The organism is Brucella sp. 22210 (genome assembly GCF_052045675.1).
Taxonomy (GTDB): domain Bacteria; phylum Pseudomonadota; class Alphaproteobacteria; order Rhizobiales; family Rhizobiaceae; genus Brucella.
This window is the reverse complement of sequence record NZ_JBQEPD010000003.1, coordinates 214792-235549: the sequence shown is the minus strand read 5'-3', so window position 1 is coordinate 235549 and position 20758 is coordinate 214792. Positions and strand designations below refer to the sequence as shown.

Genomic DNA, 20758 nt, shown 5'->3' with positions numbered 1-20758 from the left:
ATTCCTTGAGCCTTTTTGCAATAAAAGAAATAAAAAAAGCGGCGCTCGGAAGCGCCGCTTTTTGGACTTCAGACCAAAGAACCGATCAGAGCTTCGAGAGCTTCTGCGCCAGTGCTAGGAAAACCTGCTCGGCCAGCTCTTCCGCAGCGCGCTTGCGCGCATCGCGTTCTGCACGAAGGTTTGCGAATTCCTGACGCGGACGATCAAAGGAAGCGCCCGTCGTGCGTGTACCGGTGGCAAGCGGCTTGCCGTCCTTATCACGCAGCACGAAATTCGACGTCGCCTTGACAATACCAGCCGATGGACGGCCCGTACGGTCGGTCTGATCGCCGATATCCACGCTCACGGCGGAAATCGTGCTCGTGCTCAGGCCGAGGCTGAGACGATACATCGGATTGGCTGGCTCGCCAGCGCCACCACCTAACAGGAAGATGAGGCGATTGCGAACCTGCTGACCATATACGTCATGAGCCGCATCAACGGACACGGAAGCAAGCTTGGTACGCATATCCGGCGTCACGCTGCCGCCGATCGAACCACCAGCGCCGCCGCCCGACGAATAGAGCGGCTGTACCGTGCAGGCAGCCAGAAGAGCCGCAGCTCCCACAGCCACAAAAGCGACGCGGAAAGTCTTGATTGCGGAGAGGAAACGATCAGGCAACGACATTGACGATCCTTTGCGGCACCACGATAATCTTCTTCGGCGAGCCCCCGTTGAGCGCAGCCTTGACGAAGTCAAGTTCGAGCACCGCCTGCTGAATGCTAGCTTGATCAGCGTCGCGGGCGATTGTCAAATCCCCACGCTTCTTGCCGTTGATCTGTACGGGCATCACAATCTCGTTTTCCACCACCAATGCGGCATCGAATGCCGGCCATGGCGCGCGGGCGACCAACGTTTCCTGTCCGGCGATCTTGCCGCCCAGTTCCGTCAGGCACTGTTCGGCCAGATGCGGCATCATCGGCGCGAGCATCTGGATGAGCTTTTCCGTGGCATCACGAACGGCGCCCTTCAACTCGTCATCGGCCTTGTCCGAGGCGACAAGCTGCAACGGTGCTGCAAGCGCATTCACCAGCTCATAAAGACGCGCAACGCCGCGATTGAAGGCGAGCTTTTCAATATCGTCGCCAACAGCGTTGACCGTCTTGTGCACGGCCTTGGAAACGGCAAGGGCTTCGCCCTGCGAACCGGTCTTGGGCGCAACATCTTTCAGATGCTCGGCCGCTTCCGATACCAGACGCCAGACGCGCTGCACGAAGCGATGCGCACCTTCAGCACCGGCTTCCGTCCAGATCACGTCACGCTCAGGCGGCGAATCGGACAGCATGAACCAGCGCGCAGTATCTGCACCATAAGAAGAGATGATATCGTCGGGATCGACGACATTCTTCTTCGACTTCGACATCTTCTCGATGGACCCGATTTCGACCGGCGCGCCGCTATCCAGCATGGATGCCGTGCGCTTGCCGTCAATGTCCTCGATGCGGATATCGGCAGGCGCAACCCACTGGCCATCGGCCTTGTAGGTTTCATGCACGACCATGCCCTGCGTGAACAGGCCCTTGAAGGGCTCGTCCAGACCGACATGACCTGTGGCCTTCATGGCGCGGGTGAAGAAGCGCGAATAGAGCAGATGCAGGATCGCGTGTTCAACACCGCCGATATACTGGTCGACCGGCAGCCAGCGATCAGCAATCGCACGATCCGTCGGCTCATTTTCCCAAGGAGCCGTGAAGCGCGCATAGTACCAGGACGAATCGACGAACGTATCCATCGTGTCCGTCTCGCGACGGGCTTCGCCACCGCATTTCGGGCACTTCACATGACGCCATGTGGCGTGACGGTCCAGCGGATTGCCCGGACGGTCGAAATCGACATCATCCGGCAGCTTGACCGGCAGGTCGGCGCGCGGCACCGGATTGACGCCACAGCTCTCGCAATGGATCATCGGGATCGGGCAGCCCCAATAGCGCTGGCGCGAAATGCCCCAGTCGCGCAGACGGAACTGCACCTTGCGCGCGGCTTGCGGCTGATTGCCGAGCGTGGACTGCTCCAGGCGGTTTGTGACCTCGTTGAAGGCTGCTTCCGGCGTCATACCATCAAGGAAGCGCGAATTGATCATCACACCGTCATCGGTATAGGCCGTGTCGGTGATGGCAAAAGTCGCAGCATCGTCGCCCTTCGGCAGAACGACCGGCGTTACCTTCAGCGCATATTTGTTCGCGAAATCCAGATCGCGCTGGTCATGCGCAGGACAGCCGAACACAGCGCCCGTGCCATATTCCATCAACACGAAGTTGGCGACATAGACCGGCAGCTCCCAGTTATCGTCGAACGGATGCTTGACCTTGACGCCGGTATCGAAGCCCTTCTTTTCAGCGGTTTCAAGCGCTGCAAGCGAGGTGCCATGCTGGTGGCATTCTTCGATGAAGCCGGTGAGCGGCGCATTGTTTTCTGCAAGCTTCTTGGCGAGCGGATGGTCAGCGGAAATAGCGACAAAAGCCGCACCGAACAGCGTGTCGGGACGCGTCGTGTAAACCTCGATTTCCGAAAAGCCTTCCGGCGCGGTCTTTCCATCGAGCGCGAAACGAACCTGCAAGCCTTCCGACTTGCCGATCCAGTTGCGCTGCATCAGGCGGACTTTTTCCGGCCATTGGTCAAGCGTGTCGAGACCGGCCAGCAATTCTTCGCTGAAATCGGTGATCTTGAAGAACCACTGCGTCAGTTCGCGCTGTTCGACCAGCGCGCCAGAGCGCCAGCCGCGGCCATCGACCACCTGCTCATTGGCGAGCACGGTATTGTCGACCGGATCCCAGTTGACCTTGGAGGTCTTGCGCGTCACCAGACCTTTTTCGAACAGGTCGATGAACAGCATCTGCTGACGGTGATAATATTCCACATCGCAGGTCGCGAATTCGCGCGACCAGTCGAGCGACAGGCCCATGGACTTGAGCTGACGCTTCATCGTGTCGATGTTCTGGTAGGTCCATTCCTTCGGATGCACCTTGTTCTGCATCGCCGCGTTTTCCGCAGGCATGCCGAACGCGTCCCAGCCCATCGGATGGAGCACGTTGAACCCCTTGGCGCGCTTGTAGCGGGCGACGACATCGCCCATCGCATAGTTGCGCACATGGCCCATATGGATGCGCCCCGATGGATAGGGGAACATCTCAAGCACATAATACTTCTCGCGCGGATCGCTGTTGTCCGTTTCGAAAGTCCGGTTTTCTTCCCAGACTTTCTGCCAGTGAGCTTCCGCCACGCGCGGATTATAACGTTCGGCTGCCATGTCCGTATTTACTCGTACGAAGGTGATGCAATAAGGAGAGTCGATATTTAATGGCGACCTTCACCACGTATTGGCGAAAGCGTCAACCTTTTGCGGATGAAAAGCCTGAAAGCGAGAGTTTCATGTCAGATATCGTCACGAACCTGAACACGGTCAAGGCCGCAATCGCCACTGCCGAAAAGGAAGCGCATCGCAACAAAGGCTCGGTCACGCTCGTCGCCGTGTCGAAAACCTTCGATGCGGATGCGATCCGCCCGGCGCTCTATGCCGGACAGCGCGTCTTCGGCGAAAACCGCGTGCAGGAAGCGCAAGCCAAATGGCCTGAACTGCGCGATGATTATTCCGGCGTTGAACTGCATCTGATCGGCCCGCTGCAATCGAACAAGGCCGCCGATGCCGTTGCCCTGTTCGACGTCATCGAAACCGTCGACCGCGAGAAGATCGCAGCCGCCCTTGCCGACGAAATCAACAAGCAGGGCAAGAGCCCGAAACTCTACGTGCAGGTCAATACAGGTCTGGAAGAGCAGAAGGCCGGCATTGCACCGAAGGATGCCGTTGCCTTTGTCGCGCGCTGCCGCAGCGAACATGGCCTCGCCATCGAAGGACTGATGTGCATTCCACCGGCAGATGAAAACCCGGGACCGCATTTTGCCCTGCTGGAAAAGCTCGCCCGCGAGGCTGGCGTTGAAAAGCTCTCCATGGGCATGTCGGGCGATTATGAAACCGCCATCGGCTTCGGCGCAACTTCGGTTCGTGTCGGCTCGGCGATTTTTGGCCACAGGTAAAGCGCAGTAACTACCAGTATTATTTTGATATTATTGTAATATTCTGTGAATTCTATTTAATAAGGAGAAATATGATGATCAGAAATGTTACTATAAGAAGTTTTCGCACAGGACGTTATTTAACTGCGACGGGAGGACAATTCGGCCCTAATTCTTACAATGTTTCTATGCAAACAGAATTTAACTCTGATAAAAATGTCTGGACTGTACCAACATATATCAGTAGAGATCCATCATATATACAAATAAAATCAACTTTAAACACACAAAACTCCCCGGCTTACCTTGGATTTGAATCAAATACATCTGTATTAAACGAAAACAAAGTTCACTATACGGCTGCATATACTGAATATTATCAAGAGATAATACTTTATAAATTTACAAAATTTGAATCTATTTTAGAGATAAATTTAATAGAATTTACATCAGATAGAATCTATAGTCTTTATGCCCCTGAAAACAGTGTACAGGATTCTTTTTTTAAAGAAAAAACGAAACCTGGAGAAATTATGTCAGCAGAAGATCTCTTTATATTCGCTGATTATAATGGTTAACCGGCAGCACCCCATCGTGCAATAAAATGGTGTTCAACACATTGCCGTATCACCGTATACGCTCACACCAGCGCAATCCACACCGTGCATCCGAGTGTTAGTTCGACATGCAGTGAAAAGGCAAACAGAAACTCCTTGTAGCCCTTAAGTATAACCTCCCGCAACCATGACAATCTCCATGGTTGCGGGCGCTAGTATTTTGATACCAACATGTGATGTTTCGGATTGACAACAAAAACTTCCGGCCTTGATTTCCAACGTTCCTGAAAGACTTGATAGGAGGAGATTCAAAGCCCTGAGTTGTATGCGGTCAACCAATCGCGAGCATGGAAGTGCATTTGGTTGATGGAAATATAGTGGAAGAACTTAACTGGCGCTTTCTTGATCGTCCGCACAATCCGATCTGCGTGACTATTGGTCTTTAAACTACTTCGGTTTCTCCCGGTCACCTGTAGTCAGACGAGATATGCCATGCGCTGTATTCGCTGGTGGCGACAAGCTCTCCCTAGGCATGTCAGGTGATTATGAAACAGCCATCGGCTTTGACGCAACATCGGTTCGTGGTCGGCTCGGTGATTTTCGGCGGACATCCTATACGTCCCTATACGTCGCCATCATAGTGCTACGATGCGCGCTTTAATGTGACCAATGATCAGCGCATCCAAGCGCGGTTTTTACACCCACGCGCGCGCCCGAAAAGCAAATGTCAGTATCAGCAAATTTTTGGCCCGAAATGACAGTTCCAATTCCGTCCGGTTCATTGCATCTATTAATATATGAAAATAAATTGAGGAGTAAAATAATTGCCTAAGATTACAATACAGAGCATTCTAACCGGTGAATATTTAAAACTTGGTAGTAAAATCGGTCCAGATTTATGGGTCGTTAATATGATGCCAAAAATAGATCCAATCAGAAGCTACTGGGAATTAACTTCTGATTTGAATGAATTCCCACAGCCGATCTCAATAAGCACAAATCCTGGTATAAACGATGAATATGCTACATTGGGAATACTTAATGGTCAGATATCTTTTGATGGAATATTGGTAAATCAATGTATAGCTCACGGTGAGAATTTCGGCGACAACATGGTATTTAATTTTGTTAAATTCGACCCGAACAAGCAATTCTATTTTATAGAATACACCGAAGGGCGTAAACTTATAGTTTTCGATCCCAGAGAAGGGGACGATGCATACCATCAAATTTATTTAGAAAATACCGAGATTGGTAATGACCTTGAGATAAAGGGAGAGAAATTCTTTATCACTGAACACTTCTAATGAGGAATGTGGATCGAAAAATTCTTACAAAAAAGAATAACAAAAAATGCCAGCGTGGCTTATTTATTAAGCGTAGAAACAGCTAGATATACCATCTCAAAGGGATCTGCCCTCATTGGGCAGACTCCCATCTTGGCCCCTGTATCTGTGGACTATAACATCCCCGCCAACTGCTCGCATCATGCCAAGATCACGACTGAATACTCCAACAGCAAATAAGGCAACCGAGCAATGTCTTCGAGGCATAAAGCAGTGCCTTGCCCGGATTGGTCAGATGCGGAAGCGTCATATGGCCTCGGTTGCCTGTTTGCTCACATTATCGATCAGTGCAGAACGATCTCCCCTTGCACATTCCTCCAGTCCGATGGGCCGAGCAAGCGGCAATGCGTATAGGTCACCGAATGCAGCGGCCCGTCGATCTCCCGTTTCCAGAACTCAATAAAATGGTGCAGCACCGGAAATTCCGGCGCGACATCATATTCCTGCCAGACAAACAACTGAAGCAGATGCGGATGATCCGGCATGTGGTAGAAGAGTTTTGCCGTCGTCAAACCATAACCGGCGAGTTGCAGTTCGAAGGCCGATTTCGCGTGAAAAGCGGACGTCGTCATGGCGATTTCCCCTTTTTGTGAAGAGCCATATATTCGGCTCCTGGATTTGAGATAATCACTCCAAATGGTTTTTAAAGTGTAAAAACAATATGTTAGCAACAAATGGCTATGAGTGCTGCCAATTCAAAGATTTAGCCTGCGTCATTGTGGACGGGAGACGCACCAATCGTCTAATTTACCTTCACAGCTTAGGAAGCTAGATAAGACCCAACAGTGGTTACGAACCACGCACTGACGAGAGGACGTTGGTGAAACTTGGAGGAAATGATGTCGGAAAAGCTTTACCCCGTACTGCCGGAGGCAAAGAAGAACACGCTCATTGACAATGAGACCTACCTCGAATGGTACAAGGAAAGCGTGAGCGATCCGGATGGCTTCTGGGCCAAGCACGGTCGCCGCATCGACTGGTTCAAACCTTTCACCAAGGTCAAGAACACCGATTTCAACGGCGACGTATCCATCAAGTGGTATGAGGACGGCGTTACCAACGTCTCCTACAACTGTATCGACCGTCACCTGAAGAGCCGTGGCGACACGGTTGCCATCATCTGGGAAGGCGACAACCCCTATATCGACAAGAAGATCACCTATCGCGAGCTTTATGAAAACGTTTGCCGCTTGGCGAATGTGCTCAAGAAGCACGGCGTCAAGAAGGGCGACCGCGTTACGATCTATCTGCCGATGATCCCGGAAGCCGCCTATGCCATGCTCGCCTGCGCGCGCATCGGCGCGGTGCATTCTGTGGTTTTCGCAGGCTTCTCGCCGGAAGCGCTGGCCGGTCGTATCGTCGATTGTGAGTCCACTTTCGTCATCACCGCCGATGAAGGCGTGCGTGGCGGCAAGCCGGTTCCGCTGAAGGAAAACACCGACACCGCCATCGACATTGCCGCCAAGCAATATGTCATGGTCAACAAGGTGCTGGTCGTACGCCGCACCGGCGGTAAGGTCAGCTGGGGCCGTGGCCGCGATCTTTGGTATCATCAGGAGGTCGCCAGCGTCGAACCGCATTGCGAACCAGAACCGATGAATGCGGAAGATCCGCTGTTCATCCTCTACACCTCCGGCTCCACTGGCAAGCCGAAGGGCGTGCTGCACACCACTGGCGGTTATCTCGTCTATGCCTCGATGACCCACCAATATGTCTTCGACTATCATGACGGCGACACCTATTGGTGCACGGCGGATGTGGGTTGGGTCACCGGCCATTCCTATATCGTCTATGGTCCACTGGCCAACGGCGCCACGACGCTGATGTTTGAAGGCGTGCCGAATTTCCCCGATCAGGGCCGATTCTGGGAAGTCATCGACAAGCACCACGTCAACATTTTCTATACCGCACCGACGGCCATCCGCGCATTGATGGGCGCTGGCGATGAATTCGTCACGCGTTCTTCCCGCTCATCACTGCGCCTGCTCGGCTCGGTTGGCGAGCCGATCAATCCGGAAGCCTGGGAATGGTATTATCACGTGGTCGGCGATGAAAAGTCGCCCATCGTCGATACCTGGTGGCAGACGGAAACCGGTGGCATTCTGATCACGCCGCTGCCTGGCGCAACCGATCTCAAGCCCGGCTCCGCCACGCGTCCGTTCTTCGGCGTCAAGCCGCAGCTCGTGGATAATGAGGGCAATGTGGTCGATGGCGCGACCGACGGCAATCTCTGCATCACCGACAGCTGGCCGGGCCAGATGCGCACGCTTTATGGCGACCACAAGCGCTTCATCGAGGCTTACTTCTCCACCTATAAGGGCAAGTATTTCACCGGTGACGGCTGCCGCCGCGATGAGGACGGTTATTACTGGATTACCGGTCGCGTCGATGACGTGCTGAATATTTCCGGCCACCGTCTTGGCACGGCGGAAATCGAATCGGCACTCGTCTCGCACCATTCGGTTTCGGAAGCAGCCGTTGTCGGCTATCCGCACCCGATCAAGGGACAGGGCATTTATTGCTACGTCACTTTGATGACAGGCGCTGAGGCGCAGGACGCTGATGAGCTGCGCAAGGAACTGACCCAGCATGTGCGCAAGGAAATCGGCCCTATCGCCACGCCGGACAAGATTCAGTTCGCACCCGGCCTGCCGAAGACCCGCTCGGGCAAGATCATGCGCCGTATCCTGCGCAAGATCGCCGAGGACGATTTCGGCTCACTGGGCGACACATCGACTCTCGCCGATCCGGGCGTCGTGGACGATCTGATCGCCAACCGTCAGAACAAGAAGTAAAGCAAGAAGGCCGGGAATTTCCCGGCCTTTCTTTTTGAGAAGCGCCCTCCTCATCCTAAGGAAGCATCCTGAGCTTGTCGAAGGGCGCTGTCTCGAAGGATCTAGGAGGGAAGCACACCCTCGTCCTTCGACACGGTGCCGCGCACCGGCTCAGGATGAGGGGACACAAGCCGCAGGAGCGAAAATATCCCACGCTTAGAAATCGATGGTTCTACCCTTGATCTCCCAATCGCCGAAACGCGCCGGGTCCTTACCGCCGCGCCCGCCGATTTCACGCGGGGCTTTGGCATTCGTTTCGGCGGCGCGGCGTTCTTCCGCCTCCTTGAGGGCGCGCTGGGCAGCCGGAGGCAGATCGTCAAAATTGCGCGGCGCAGCGTTCTCGTCGATGTCGGTTTCGTTGAGTTTATCGGTCATCCGCTGAAGTCCTATTATTGAAGCGCAGGCTTTTGATACCCATCATATAGGCAGGAATAGTAGGGACGCAAAACCCTGTTTGAGATAAACTCTCGCTGAATTGGAGACCACGACGCATGAATATGACGAAAACTGCCATGCTGATTGCTCTCATGACAGTCATGTTCATGAGCATCGGTTATTTGCTGGGCGGCGGCGGCGGCATGATGATCGCGCTGGTGTTTGCGATCGGCATGAACCTGTTCGGCTATTGGAACTCCGACAAAATGGTGCTGCGCATGTACAATGCGCAGCAGGTGGATGAGCGCACAGCCCCGGATTATTACCGCATGGTGAGCGGGCTTGCCGCCAATGCCGGTTTGCCCATGCCCAAGGTCTTCATCATCCACGAAGACCAGCCCAATGCTTTTGCCACCGGGCGCAACCCCGAAAATGCAGCCGTTGCCGCCACGACAGGTCTTCTCCAGCGCCTGACGCCGGAAGAAGTCGCAGGCGTCATGGCGCACGAGCTGGCGCATGTGCAGAACCGCGACACGCTCACCATGACCATCGTGGCGACGCTGGCCGGTGCCATTTCGATGCTCGGCAACTTCGCTTTCTTTCTTGGCGGCAACCGTGAAAATGGCAATGGCGTCATTGGTGTCATCGGCACTATTCTGGCGATGATTGTCGCGCCCTTTGCCGCAATGATCGTTCAGATGGCCGTCAGCCGTACCCGCGAATACGCTGCCGACAAGCGCGGCGCGGAAATCTGCGGCAATCCGCTGTGGCTGTCTTCTGCGCTTAACAAGATCGCGCGCAGCGCCAAGGTTACCGTCAATGAAAATGCCGAACACAACCCGGCAACCGCGCATATGTTCATCATCAATCCGTTGAGCGGACGCGGTGCTGACAATCTTTTCTCAACCCACCCGGACACCGATAATCGTATCGCAGCGCTTGAACAGCTGGCCGGAGAAATGGGTATTCGCTCAGCCGGAATGGCTCCCCGCGCTGCTGCCCCTTCCCAAAGTAGTGGTCCATGGGGTAATGCAGGCGATAACAACAGTGGCGGTTCCGGCTATCGGGGCCCATGGTCCTAAAAGCGTATCCCAAAAAGCGCCAAGCGGTTTTTGGATGAGATCCGCGCCAGATAAAGTAGAACAGCGTGAACGATAAGAAACCCGCGCCAAAACGCGGAAACAACAAGCCGTTAGTACAGAGCAATGTGGTGGATCGTCCTGGCTTGCCGGCGCGCCAATGTGCGGCGCGTCTGCTGGGTGCAGTGATTGAAAAGAACACTTCGCTCGATGGACTGACCGACAACAGCCATGGCCACCCGCAATATCTGGCGCTGGAACCGCGTGACCGCGCGCTGGTACGCGCTATTTTGGGCGCAAGCCTGCGCAATCGCGGCGCCATCGAACGGGCTATTTCCAAACGTCTCGACCGGCCATTGCCGGAAAACGCCGTCGCACTGAAGCATTTGCTGCATGTCGCCGTCGCGCAGATTTTCTATCTCGACCTTCCCGACCATTCGGCGGTGGATCTGGCGGTGGAAGCCGCCAATGGCGATCCGCGCAATCGGAAATATGCTGGTCTGGTCAACGCGTTGCTGCGCCGTTTGTCGCGCAACAAGGAACGCGCGCTCGCACACACATTGCTACCGGAAGGCAATGTGCCCGAATGGTTTTCCAAGAGCATTGTCGATGCTTACGGCGCGGAAAAAGCCGCAGCCATCTTCGCCATGCATGCCTATGAGCCGCCGATCGATTTCACCGTGAAGGGTGATCCCAAAGTCTGGGCTGAGAAACTCGGCGGCATTGCGTTGCCGAGCGGCTCCGTTCGCGTACAGACCGTTGAAGGCGCACTGACCGATCTTCCCGGCTTTGCCGAAGGCGACTGGTGGGTGCAGGATGTAGCGGCAAGTCTGCCTGCGCGCCTGATGGGCGACATCAAAGGCAAACGCGTCGCCGATCTTTGCGCAGCACCGGGCGGCAAAACGGCCCAGCTCGTGCAGCAAGGCGCCGATGTAACCGCGCTCGATCTGTCTGAAAACCGGCTGAAACGCCTGCGCGGCAATCTGGAACGCCTCGGCTTTGAGGCGAAGACAGTTGCGACCAATCTGATGGATTTCGCGCCGGAAGAGCTTTTTGATGCTGTTCTTCTTGATGCGCCCTGCTCGTCCACCGGCACAGTGCGTCGTCATCCCGACGTTCCTTGGACAAAGACGCCGCAAGATATCACCAAGCTCGCCGATCTTCAGGGCAAGCTGCTGGCCCAGGCCGCAACTTTAGTGAAGCCGGGCGGCGTGATCGTCTTTTCCAATTGCTCGCTGCATCCGCTTGAAGGCGAGGAAATGGCTCGCAAGGCGGCGGAAAATCCGCTGCTGGAACCCTTCCCGATCACATTGGATGATTGTCCCGGTCTTGAAGGGCTGATCACCAGCGAAGGCTATCTGCGCTCCACGCCAGCCGATCTGCCAGCGGACCGTTTCGACGGCGATCCGCATATGGCGGGCATGGACGGTTTCTTCGCAGCACGCTTCAAGCGGCGCTCGTGAGCCTGATCTAGCCCGCTTCAAGCCGAGCAAATCGTAAAAATTGTCATAACGGGCAGCGATACCCGTTATGGTTAACGCTCGATTCACCATTCTATAGAATTGTAAAGAAGGCTGGGATTCTGATCCGGCCTGAAGGATTAGAGCATTTCCAGCAAAAGTGCGAAGCGGTTTTGCGTTGGATAATGCGTAAACACAATGACAAACGATACGGAGAAAGACCGGGTGGCAGTCGCCCTCAGCGAAACCCCTCACCTTTGGGGACTGGCCGTTGCACAGGCGTGGCGCAAGTTCAGCCGCCGCCTGCGTATGGGGCCGCTTTACAGCTGGCGCTTCACCGGCTTTACGCCCGACCGTATCCTGATTGCACCGCCGGATCTGCGCGTCGCCGACCCGCAGCTGGCGCAGGAATTTTATCACGGGCGCTTTGCGCTTGCGGGCCGCCTTGTCGAAACCGGCGGGCTATCGCCCTTTGCCGTTGAGCCGCCGACACCCGAATGGGAAGCAGCGCTGCAAAGTTTCGGCTGGCTGCGTCATCTGAAAAGCGCAAACAGCGAACTGGCAACTGCCAATGCGCGGGCGCTTGTCGATGACTGGATGCGCATGTTCGGCAAGCGGATCGGCGGTCTTGCCTGGGCGCCCGAAGTAACGGCGCAGCGCATCATCGCCTGGTTGCAGCACTCCAATCTTATCCTTTCCGGCGCAGAAATGCCCGCCTATCGCAAGTTCATGCGCTCTCTCGCCATGCAGGTTCGCTATCTGCGCACGGTGGCAGGTGCAATGGACGACGGCGAAGAGCGGCTGCGCGCGCGCATCGCGCTGGCTTTCGCGGCCCTCGCATTGCCGGTTTCGCCACCGACCGCGCGTGCGGCCCGCCGCAATCTCGAATATGAGCTGAAGCGCCAGATTTTGCCCGATGGCGGGCATATTTCGCGCAATCCGGTTACGGTTCTGGAGCTGCTGGCCGATCTTCTGCCACTGCGCCAGACCTATGCCAACGGCACAGAATCACCGCCAAAGGCCCTGATCGAGGCAGTTGAGCGCATGCTACCCGCATTGCGCTTCTTCCGGCATCAGGATGGCAGCCTTGCGCTGTTCAACGGCGTCGGACCGACCATGCCGGAACGCATCATTTCCGTGCTGCGCCATGATGAAACGGCTGGGTCACCACTGACCCATGCGCCCTATTCCGGCTATGAACGTCTTTCCATGGGGTCGACGACAATCATCGCCGATACGGGCCTGCCGCCGCCGGTGACCGCTTCGCGGGACGCCCATGCGGGCTGTCTCGCTTTTGAAATGTCCTCCGGACGCCAGCGCTATATCGTCAATTCCGGCATCGACCGTTTCGGCCCGCCGGAATTTCGTCCATTGGGACGTTCGACCGCTGCCCATTCGACAGCGACCATCAACGACACATCGTCATGCCGGTTTAGTCTCAATGCAGGCCTTTCCAATATGATCGGCACGCCGATCATTGCCGGGCCAACGCGCGTGCAGCGCGACCGTATCGAAGAAATGGGCCGTCAGGGTTTTGTGGCAAGCCATGACGGCTATGCGCGCCTGTTCGGCATTTATCACGAACGCCGGCTGGTACTCTCGCACAATGGCAGCGTCATTCAGGGTGCCGACCGCTTCTATCGCGGCGACGGGCGACCGCTGAAATCCAATGGACGTGACAATATTGCGGTGCGGTTCCATCTGCACCCCACGGTCGATATTTCCTATGACGAGAATGGCCTGATCGTCCTGTCTGCTGACCGGGACGACACATGGGTTTTCTCCTGTTTCGAAGTCGCGCCGCAACTGGAAGATACGATCTTCTTCGCCGGTTTCCGCGGGCCCGTCACATCCAAGCAGATCGTGTTGTCTTTCCCGGCTTCTGAACTTCCGGAAATCAACTGGCAGTTCAGCCGCGTGGCGCTGGGCAGCTACGTCTAAGCCGATTTCCTTTTGGTCACGGATGCGGGGCAGCGGGAAACCGTGCCGCTCCGTCAAAGCGGCCAGAATTTTGTGCGGATCGGCAATCAGCGAGCGCCCCTGATAAGTGCCCGTTTCGAATGGCGAGCGGTCGCAGTCCTTCAAAACCAGCAATGGCAGCGACTGATTTTCCTCACCTGCAAGCTGGATCACCGTCTCGCGCGGTCTGGCAAATGCGATGCGCTCGATCTTCAAATCTCCACCGAGTGACGGAAACGACGCCAGAACGCCCTCGATCAACGCGCAATGCCAGCAGTAGAATTCCTGTCCGGGATAGGCCGGATCTTTGAAACCCGGCGTCAGAAGAAACAACGTATCTTGGATCATTTTGCTTTGGCCTCAGAACGAATGGATTTACAAATACCTGCTTACATCATCCCTTAGCATTTCTGCATCAAAACGTCTTCAAAAGTGAGTAACTGTTGCGGAACCGGATGCATAGCATACCGTTCCGGTTTAACGCCGGTCCTCAACAACAGGAGTTACCCCATGGGCGAAAAGATCAACCAGCGCATCGTGCTTGCATCCCGTCCCGACGGACGCCCCACGGCAGAAAACTTCCGGCTTGAGGAAGCGGCAATTCCGAGCGCTGGCGAAGGCGAAGTGCTTCTGAAGCTGCGTCATCTTTCGCTCGATCCTTATATGCGCGGTCGCATGAGTGCCGCCAAATCCTATGCCGCTCCGGTGGAGATCGGTTCAGTTATGGAAGGCGGCACGGTGGGCGAAGTGGTGGAAAGCCAAAGCGCAGGCTTCGCGCCGGGCGACTTCGTACTGTCCCATTCCGGCTGGCAAAGCTATGCGGTGGCCAATGCTTCAACCTTGCGCAAACTTGATCCTGAGCAAGCGCCGCTGACCACAGCGCTAGGCGTTCTCGGCATGCCGGGCTTCACCGCCTATTCCGGCCTCTTGACCATCGGCCAGCCCAAGGAAGGCGAAACCGTTGTCGTTGCAGCGGCTACCGGTCCCGTTGGTTCCGCTGTCGGGCAGATCGCCAAGCTGAAGGGTGCACGGGCGGTCGGCATTGCGGGCGGCGCGGACAAGTGCAAGGCGCTGATGGACGAATTCGGTTTCGACGTTGCCGTTGACCATCACAGCCCGAACTTTGCGCAAGAGTTGGCGCTGGCCTGCCCGGACGGTATCGACGTCTATTTCGAGAATGTCGGCGGCAAGGTTTTTGCAGCGGTCTTGCCGTTGCTGAATTCTTTTGCCCGTGTGCCGGTTTGCGGGCTCATTGCGCAATATAACCAGAGCGGTCCATTTGACGGTCCCGACCGCTTGCCAGTGCTGATGCGCGATATCCTGTCAAAGAGCCTGACCATTCGCGGTTTCATCCAGCGCGACTTTGCCGACCAGCGCCCCGCCTTCTATCACGATATGGCAAAATGGATCGCCGATGGCCAAATCCGCTATCGCGAAGACATTGTGGAAGGGCTCGAAAATGCACCGAAAGCCTTTATTTCCATGCTTGAAGGCGGCAATTTCGGCAAACTCGTCGTAAAGCTCTCATAGAATGCAACTATTCCGCTTGCAGAACCACGTTGCAAGCATAATGCTACGCCGGGTTTTGCGAGTCACTTCGGCGAGGCAGGCAGATCATGGGTGAACGCCAGCAGGCTGGCATTGGCGAGGATGCCGGCGGTCCGGGACGCGAGCGCCAGGAAGAAGCGCGCCGTATTCTGGATCGGCTGGAGCGCGAACAGATCGGGGCGGACGGCCTCGTCCGTCGCGGTTTTGCCCGCACCGCCAATCACCTTGCCGCCGGGGACGCGCCGGAAAACGACCGTATCGAAATCTGGGCCACCCGCATCGGACGCACCCTCGGCCTTCTCATCACGCTGGCGATCATCGTCTGGCTCCTCATTTATCTCATGCAAAGCTAGGTCTAACATGACGCTTTCTGCGCCTTCGGACGCGACAACCGTTATTGTCATTTCAAGCCATGTCGTGCGCGGTTCGGTGGGCAACCGGGCCGCTGTCTTCGCATTGGAAACACTGGGATTTCCAGTCTGGGCCGTGCCAACCGTGGTCCTGCCCTGGCACCCCGGCCATGGGCCTGCCGGGCGCATCGTGCCGCCGCCGGAAGAGTTTTTGCGCCTGATGCAGGATCTTCAGCGTGCTCCTTGGCTTGGTGAAGTCGGCGCAATCCTGACCGGCTATCTTGGCCACCCGGAACAGGCGGCAGCTGTCGCCGAGTTGGTCAAAGGCGTCAAGGCCCAAAACCCGAACGCAGTCTATCTCTGCGATCCGGTGATTGGTGACGAGAAAGGCCTCTATGTGCCGGAGGCAACCGCTATCGGCATCCGCGACAAGCTCATGCCGCTTGCCGATATAGCAACACCCAACCGGTTCGAACTGTCCTGGCTGACCGGCGTGCCGCTGGAAGACAACAAATCGCTGATGGAAGCTGCACTGGACGCCGGACCGGCCACCATGCTGGTCACGTCCGCCTTCCCGCTGATGGCGGGCAGCATAGGCAATATATTGCTGACGCCAACCATGGCTCTGATGGCGGAGCATCGCCGTGTGGATGGTCCGACAAACGGGCTTGGCGACCTGACTTCGGCTGTGTTTCTCGCACGCCGCCTTTCCGGCCAGTCGGAAGAAAAGACCTTGCAGAGCACAACAGCTGCCGTTTTCGAAATCATGGCGCGGTCGGCAAAACGCGGCGCCGATGAGCTGATGCTGGAAGCCGACGCCTCCAGCCTAGCGACACCCATGGCCATGGTGCAGACGCGTCGTCTTGTGCATCCAACCAAGGGCTTGCGCGCTTGACGCGTGAAGCGACGCCTGTTGCTGGCGTCGATGGCTGCCCGGGCGGCTGGATCGTTGTGTCGGGCGAAGGCAGCAGCATGCGTGCCGACGTCTTCCGTAGCTTTGCGGCATTGATTGCCGCGCTGCCGGACAATGCCACTATAGCGGTCGACATGCCGATCGGACTGCCAGAAACAGGCACACGGGCAGCCGAACGCGCAGCGCGGGTGCATCTTGGCGCGAGACAGTCGAGCCTCTTTTCCATTCCGCCACGCGAAGCCGTTTATGCCGAAGACTATCGCGAAAGCTGCGCGCGTTCGCTGGAGCGGTCCGATCCGCCACGCAAGGTTTCTTGGCAAGCTTTCGGGCTGTTCCCGAAAATCCGCGAACTCGACACAGTTCTGCGCGGCGAGCCACGCTTGCGCGAACGTGTGATCGAATCTCACCCCGAACTCGCCTTCGCCATGCTGAACGGCGGACCCGGTGTTCCCAGCGCCATGACGCTGCCCAAGAAAATCAAAGGCCGTGTCAATCCGGAAGGCATGGCGGAACGCCAAGCCTTGCTTGTTCGCTGTGGCCTGCCGGAAAATTTTGTCAGTCTGCGCGCTCCGCGAGGCGCGAAAGATGATGACTTTCTCGACGCCTGCGCCATGTTTCTCGTGGCCAGACGTTATACGCACGGCGAAGCCCGAGCACATCCTGCCCATGCCGAGCATGATGCACACGGTCTGCGAATGACGATATGGGCCTGATCATTTTGATTGATCTCGGTTTTCGATAAGGATATTGGAACGCCATGGCTGATCTTCCGGACACACTCCTCTCGGGTTACAAAACCTTCATGACGGAGCATTTCGCACGGGAAACCGCGCGCTATCGCGAACTGGCGGAAAAAGGACAATCACCGGAAACTCTGGTTATTGCCTGCTGCGATTCCCGTGCTGCTCCCGAAACAATCTTCAACTCTGCGCCCGGCGAAATCTTCGTCCTGCGCAATGTTGCCAATCTCATCCCCCCCTACGAGCCCGATGGCGAGTTTCATGCGGCATCGGCTGCGCTGGAATTTGCTGTGCAAAGCCTCAAGGTGAAGCACATCGTGGTCATGGGCCACGGACGATGCGGCGGCATCAAGGCTGCGCTCGATACGGAAAGCGCGCCTCTGTCGCCCGGCGACTTCATCGGCAAGTGGATGAGCCTGATTGCGCCAGCGGCTGAAGCCGTCGGCGGCAACAGCCTGATGACGCCGACCGAGCGCCAGACAGCGCTGGAGCGCATTTCGATCCGCTATTCGCTCAATAATCTGCGCACCTTCCCTTGCGTCGATATTCTGGAAAAGAAGGGCAAGCTCAGCCTGCATGGCGCATGGTTCGATATTTCGACCGGTGAGCTTTGGGTGATGGATCACCAGACGGGCGACTTCAAACGTCCTGAAGCTGGCGAACCCATTCTGTAAATCTTGCCAGATGGCAATAAAAAGCCCCGGTTTGACCGGGGCTTTTTTAGTTCCAGAATATGCGGAGCGCTTCAGCAGCGCTCCGTCGTTATTCTTAATTCCCGTCGATAGCCTTGCCCATGACGGCGATAGCACGCTGGTAAACCTGCGCTGCATTCCAGCCCTGGATCGCGCCGTAATTCGGCTCACCCGGCTGATAGCCAGCACCGCGGCTCCAGCCGTGACCGACCAGGAAGTTGGCGGTCGAATGAAGAGCGTCCGCCTTGTTCTTCAGGTCGAAATGGGCACTGCCCGAACCGCTGACGCCGTATTTCAGGACGTTTGCCGGCATGAACTGGGTCTGGCCAACTTCACCATGCATGGCGCCGACAGCCTGCGGGCTGAGATCGCCCTGATCGACGAGCTTGAGAGCAGCATAGAGCTGTTCGGTGAAATAATCCGAACGGCGGCAGTCATAAGCCAGCGTTGCAACGGCCGAAACCGTGTGCTGCTTGCCCAGATAGTTGCCAAAGCCGGTTTCCATGCCCCAGATCGCGATCAGCGGACCAGCAGGAACGCCGTAGCGCTTTTCGATATTGGCGAAGAGGGCCGCATTCTGCGCCTTCATGGCCTTGCCGCGCTTGATGATCGTATCCGCGCCGCGCTTCTTCATGAAGTCTTCGAAGGAGAGCTTGAAGCTCTTCTGGTTGCGGTCGGCATTGATGGTGGCCTGCGCATATTTGGTGCTGGCCAGCGCGCTGATGCCCGCCTTGCCAACGCCGCGCGACGGCGCTTCCTTCAGGGTTTGCTGCAGCCACGCATTGTAACCGGCAGCATTATTGCCGCATTGTGCAGCTTCCGCCGCACCTGCACCCGCAAACATGCCCGCTGCAAGAACTGTCGCCGCCCAAATCCGGCCCTTGGCAGTCAACGCCATTCTTCTCTCCTTAGTGAGTGATCTGCTGTGAACTGTTCCGCGAAATTGATTCGCCTTATGCGGGAATTTGCCATTCCCACACTGTAATGTCATCGGCGGATATGCGCTAAATCGGGTGAAAGAACGGCAAAATGACCGAGTTTTGCTTGACATTCAGCGTTTCGAGCCCTAATCCACCCCTCAATCTATCCGCGATCTTCAGAACGCGAGCCACCGACCGGGACCCATTATGGTATAAAGCGATCCCGGAGGTCCACATCCGACAGCGCGTTGCGCCCTCGGGTGCTGTATCGCTTTGGGTGCTTCTTGAACTGGCAGACACGCGGGACGATCTATCCCGGATAAGCCTCCCGCCTACTCCCGGATATAAGGAAACGCGATGTTTGAATCACTTCAGGAGCGTCTTGGCTCCATCCTGAACGGCCTCACCGGACGCGGCGCTCTCTCTGAAAGCGACGTGACGGCAGCGCTGCGCGAAGTGCGTCGTGCGCTCATCGAAGCCGACGTTTCGCTGGAAGTGGTTCGCTCGTTTACCGACCGCGTTCGCGAGAAGGCTGTCGGCGCTGAAATCCTGAAAAGCATCAAGCCCGGCCAGATGGTCGTTAAGATCGTCCATGACGAGCTTATCGAAATGCTCGGCACCGAAGGCGTCTCCATCGATCTGAATGCGCCAGCGCCAGTCGTCATCATGATGGTCGGCTTGCAGGGCTCGGGTAAGACGACAACCACCGGCAAGCTCGCCAAGCGCCTGACCGAGCGCCAGCGCAAGAAAGTGCTGATGGCCTCGCTCGATACGCGCCGTCCGGCCGCGCAGGAGCAGCTTCGCCAGCTCGGCATCCAGACCAGTGTTGACACGCTGCCGATCATTGCCGGTCAGTCGCCGGTTGAAATCGCCAGGCGCGCCGTTCAGGCCGCCAAGCTTGGCGCGCATGACGTCGTCATTCTCGACACCGCCGGTCGCACGCATATTGACGAGCCGCTGATGGTGGAAATGGCGGATATCCGCAAGGCCGCCAATCCGCATGAAATCCTGCTCGTTGCCGACAGCCTGACCGGTCAGGACGCTGTCAATCTGGCGCGCAATTTTGATGAACGCGTCGGCATTACCGGTATCGTTCTGACCCGTATGGACGGTGACGGTCGTGGCGGTGCAGCCCTTTCGATGCGCGCCATCACCGGCAAGCCGATCAAGCTGATCGCCACCGGCGAAAAGATGGATGCGCTTGAGGAATTCTATCCCAAGCGTATTGCCGACCGCATTCTCGGCATGGGCGACATTGTTTCGCTCGTCGAAAAGGCTGCTGAAAACATCGATGCGGAAAAAGCCGCTGCGATGGCCAAGAAGATGCAGTCCGGCAAGTTCGATCTCAACGATCTCGCCGACCAGCTGGGCCAGATGAAGAAGCTCGGCGGCATGGGCGGCATCATGGGCATGATGCCCGGCATGGGCAAGATGAAGGATCAGGTTGCTGCAGCCGGCCTCGATGACAAGGTCTTTGACCGCCAGCTCGCCATTATCGGTTCAATGACCAAGGCTGAGCGCGCCAATCCGGACCTTCTGAAGCACAGCCGCAAGCAGCGCATTGCCAAGGGTTCGGGCACCAACGCCGCCGACATCAACAAGCTTCTCAAGATGCACCGCCAGATGGCCGACATGATGAAAGTCATGGGCAAAGGCAAGGGCGGAATGATGAAGCAGATGATGGGCGGTCTTGCCAGCAAGATGGGCCTTGGCGGTCTGGGTGGTGGCATGGGCGGCCTCGGCGGCATGCCGGATCTGTCGAAGATGGACCCGAAGCAGCTTGAAGCGCTTGCCAAGCAGGCGGAAGCAGCCGGTCTGACGAAAGGCGGCGGCTTGCCTGGACTTTCTGGCGGCGGCCTCCCCGGTTTGGGCGGACCCAAGCTTCCGGGTCTTGGTGGCGGCCTTCCAGGTCTGCCGAAGAAGAAGTGAGCATT

The 20758-nt window shown here is 56.7% G+C and carries 18 protein-coding genes and 2 pseudogenes; 14 read left to right on the top strand and 6 right to left on the bottom strand.

All coding sequences use genetic code 11. The annotated features are described in order from the left end of the window. Nucleotides 1–85 precede the first annotated feature (85 nt). Together lptE and leuS are read right to left on the bottom strand one after the other, a co-directional pair. Nucleotides 86–667 (bottom strand): LPS assembly lipoprotein LptE, encoded by a 582-nt coding sequence (gene lptE / locus ACTJKP_RS06050; protein ID WP_440630029.1) that lies wholly within the window; start codon nucleotides 665–667, stop codon nucleotides 86–88. Beyond that, nucleotides 654–3287 carry a leucine--tRNA ligase gene (gene leuS / locus ACTJKP_RS06045; protein WP_440630028.1) on the bottom strand — a complete coding sequence of 878 codons (2634 nt, stop codon included), beginning with the start codon at nucleotides 3285–3287 and terminating at the stop codon, nucleotides 654–656. The genes lptE and leuS overlap by 14 nt, the downstream gene beginning before the upstream one ends. A 122-nt stretch (nucleotides 3288–3409) precedes the next feature. Here leuS and ACTJKP_RS06040 point away from each other — a divergent pair, with 122 nt between their 5' ends. The 4 genes and pseudogenes from ACTJKP_RS06040 to ACTJKP_RS06025 all read left to right on the top strand — a co-directional run bounded on the left by ACTJKP_RS06040 (nucleotide 3410) and on the right by ACTJKP_RS06025 (nucleotide 5915). Further along, nucleotides 3410–4072, top strand: a complete 663-nt coding sequence (locus ACTJKP_RS06040; protein WP_440630027.1) for a YggS family pyridoxal phosphate-dependent enzyme — start codon at nucleotides 3410–3412, stop codon at nucleotides 4070–4072. Between the two features lie 74 nt (nucleotides 4073–4146). Next, nucleotides 4147–4629, top strand: coding sequence for a hypothetical protein (locus ACTJKP_RS06035; RefSeq protein WP_440630026.1), 483 nt, complete (start codon nucleotides 4147–4149; stop codon nucleotides 4627–4629). A 493-nt stretch (nucleotides 4630–5122) separates the two neighbouring features. Next, a pseudogene (locus ACTJKP_RS06030) lies at nucleotides 5123–5249 on the top strand (YggS family pyridoxal phosphate-dependent enzyme); the annotation flags it as partial. Between the two features lie 183 nt (nucleotides 5250–5432). Continuing rightward, complete coding sequence (locus ACTJKP_RS06025) at nucleotides 5433–5915, top strand: hypothetical protein (RefSeq protein WP_440630025.1); 483 nt, start codon at nucleotides 5433–5435, stop codon at nucleotides 5913–5915. 323 nt (nucleotides 5916–6238) lie between these two features. Here ACTJKP_RS06025 and ACTJKP_RS06020 read toward each other — a convergent pair whose 3' ends face one another. Then, nucleotides 6239–6526 carry an usg protein gene (locus ACTJKP_RS06020; protein ID WP_078339559.1) on the bottom strand — a complete coding sequence of 96 codons (288 nt, stop codon included), beginning with the start codon at nucleotides 6524–6526 and terminating at the stop codon, nucleotides 6239–6241. A gap of 267 nt (nucleotides 6527–6793) precedes the next feature. On the opposite strand from ACTJKP_RS06020, the gene acs reads away from it, so the two are divergent. Further along, the gene (gene acs / locus ACTJKP_RS06015; RefSeq protein WP_440630024.1) at nucleotides 6794–8749 is read left to right on the top strand and encodes an acetate--CoA ligase; all 1956 of its coding nucleotides are present in this window, start codon (nucleotides 6794–6796) and stop codon (nucleotides 8747–8749) included. 195 nt (nucleotides 8750–8944) lie between these two features. Here the strand turns inward: acs and ACTJKP_RS06010 are convergent, their stop codons facing one another. Beyond that, a complete protein-coding gene (locus ACTJKP_RS06010; protein WP_440630023.1) occupies nucleotides 8945–9163 on the bottom strand; it encodes a DUF1674 domain-containing protein in 219 nt (72 codons plus the stop codon). 116 nt (nucleotides 9164–9279) lie between these two features. Here ACTJKP_RS06010 and htpX point away from each other — a divergent pair, with 116 nt between their 5' ends. The 3 genes from htpX (at nucleotide 9280) to ACTJKP_RS05995 (ending at nucleotide 13643) form a co-directional block, all read left to right on the top strand. Continuing rightward, nucleotides 9280–10245: a zinc metalloprotease HtpX gene (gene htpX, locus ACTJKP_RS06005; protein ID WP_078339562.1), complete on the top strand. Its 966-nt coding sequence runs from the start codon at nucleotides 9280–9282 to the stop codon at nucleotides 10243–10245. A gap of 65 nt (nucleotides 10246–10310) precedes the next feature. Next, nucleotides 10311–11705: an RsmB/NOP family class I SAM-dependent RNA methyltransferase gene (locus ACTJKP_RS06000; protein WP_440630022.1), complete on the top strand. Its 1395-nt coding sequence runs from the start codon at nucleotides 10311–10313 to the stop codon at nucleotides 11703–11705. A gap of 195 nt (nucleotides 11706–11900) precedes the next feature. Then, complete coding sequence (locus ACTJKP_RS05995) at nucleotides 11901–13643, top strand: heparinase II/III family protein (RefSeq protein ID WP_078339564.1); 1743 nt, start codon at nucleotides 11901–11903, stop codon at nucleotides 13641–13643. A 27-nt stretch (nucleotides 13644–13670) separates the two neighbouring features. Here ACTJKP_RS05995 and ACTJKP_RS05990 read toward each other — a convergent pair. Beyond that, nucleotides 13671–14009: pseudogene (locus ACTJKP_RS05990) on the bottom strand (DUF3088 domain-containing protein); the annotation flags it as partial. Between the two features lie 162 nt (nucleotides 14010–14171). Between ACTJKP_RS05990 and ACTJKP_RS05985 the strand changes: the two are divergent. From ACTJKP_RS05985 to ACTJKP_RS05965, 5 genes are all read left to right on the top strand, one after another. Next, nucleotides 14172–15191 (top strand): NADP-dependent oxidoreductase, encoded by a 1020-nt coding sequence (locus tag ACTJKP_RS05985; RefSeq protein ID WP_440630021.1) that lies wholly within the window; start codon nucleotides 14172–14174, stop codon nucleotides 15189–15191. A gap of 86 nt (nucleotides 15192–15277) precedes the next feature. After that, nucleotides 15278–15562 (top strand): hypothetical protein, encoded by a 285-nt coding sequence (locus ACTJKP_RS05980; protein WP_078339567.1) that lies wholly within the window; start codon nucleotides 15278–15280, stop codon nucleotides 15560–15562. 7 nt (nucleotides 15563–15569) lie between these two features. After that, a complete protein-coding gene (pdxY, locus tag ACTJKP_RS05975; RefSeq protein ID WP_078339568.1) occupies nucleotides 15570–16454 on the top strand; it encodes a pyridoxal kinase PdxY in 885 nt (294 codons plus the stop codon). Further along, on the top strand, nucleotides 16451–17185 hold the full coding sequence (locus ACTJKP_RS05970) for a DUF429 domain-containing protein (RefSeq protein ID WP_440630020.1): 735 nt from the start codon (nucleotides 16451–16453) through the stop codon (nucleotides 17183–17185). Before pdxY ends, ACTJKP_RS05970 begins: the two co-directional genes overlap by 4 nt. A gap of 44 nt (nucleotides 17186–17229) precedes the next feature. Next, nucleotides 17230–17886, top strand: coding sequence for a carbonic anhydrase (locus tag ACTJKP_RS05965; protein WP_078339570.1), 657 nt, complete (start codon nucleotides 17230–17232; stop codon nucleotides 17884–17886). A 94-nt stretch (nucleotides 17887–17980) separates the two neighbouring features. Here ACTJKP_RS05965 and ACTJKP_RS05960 read toward each other — a convergent pair whose 3' ends face one another. After that, on the bottom strand, nucleotides 17981–18802 hold the full coding sequence (locus tag ACTJKP_RS05960; protein WP_078339571.1) for a lytic murein transglycosylase: 822 nt from the start codon (nucleotides 18800–18802) through the stop codon (nucleotides 17981–17983). A 379-nt stretch (nucleotides 18803–19181) separates the two neighbouring features. On the opposite strand from ACTJKP_RS05960, the gene ffh reads away from it, so the two are divergent. Further along, nucleotides 19182–20753 (top strand): signal recognition particle protein, encoded by a 1572-nt coding sequence (gene ffh / locus ACTJKP_RS05955; RefSeq protein WP_440630019.1) that lies wholly within the window; start codon nucleotides 19182–19184, stop codon nucleotides 20751–20753. Nucleotides 20754–20758 lie beyond the last annotated feature (5 nt).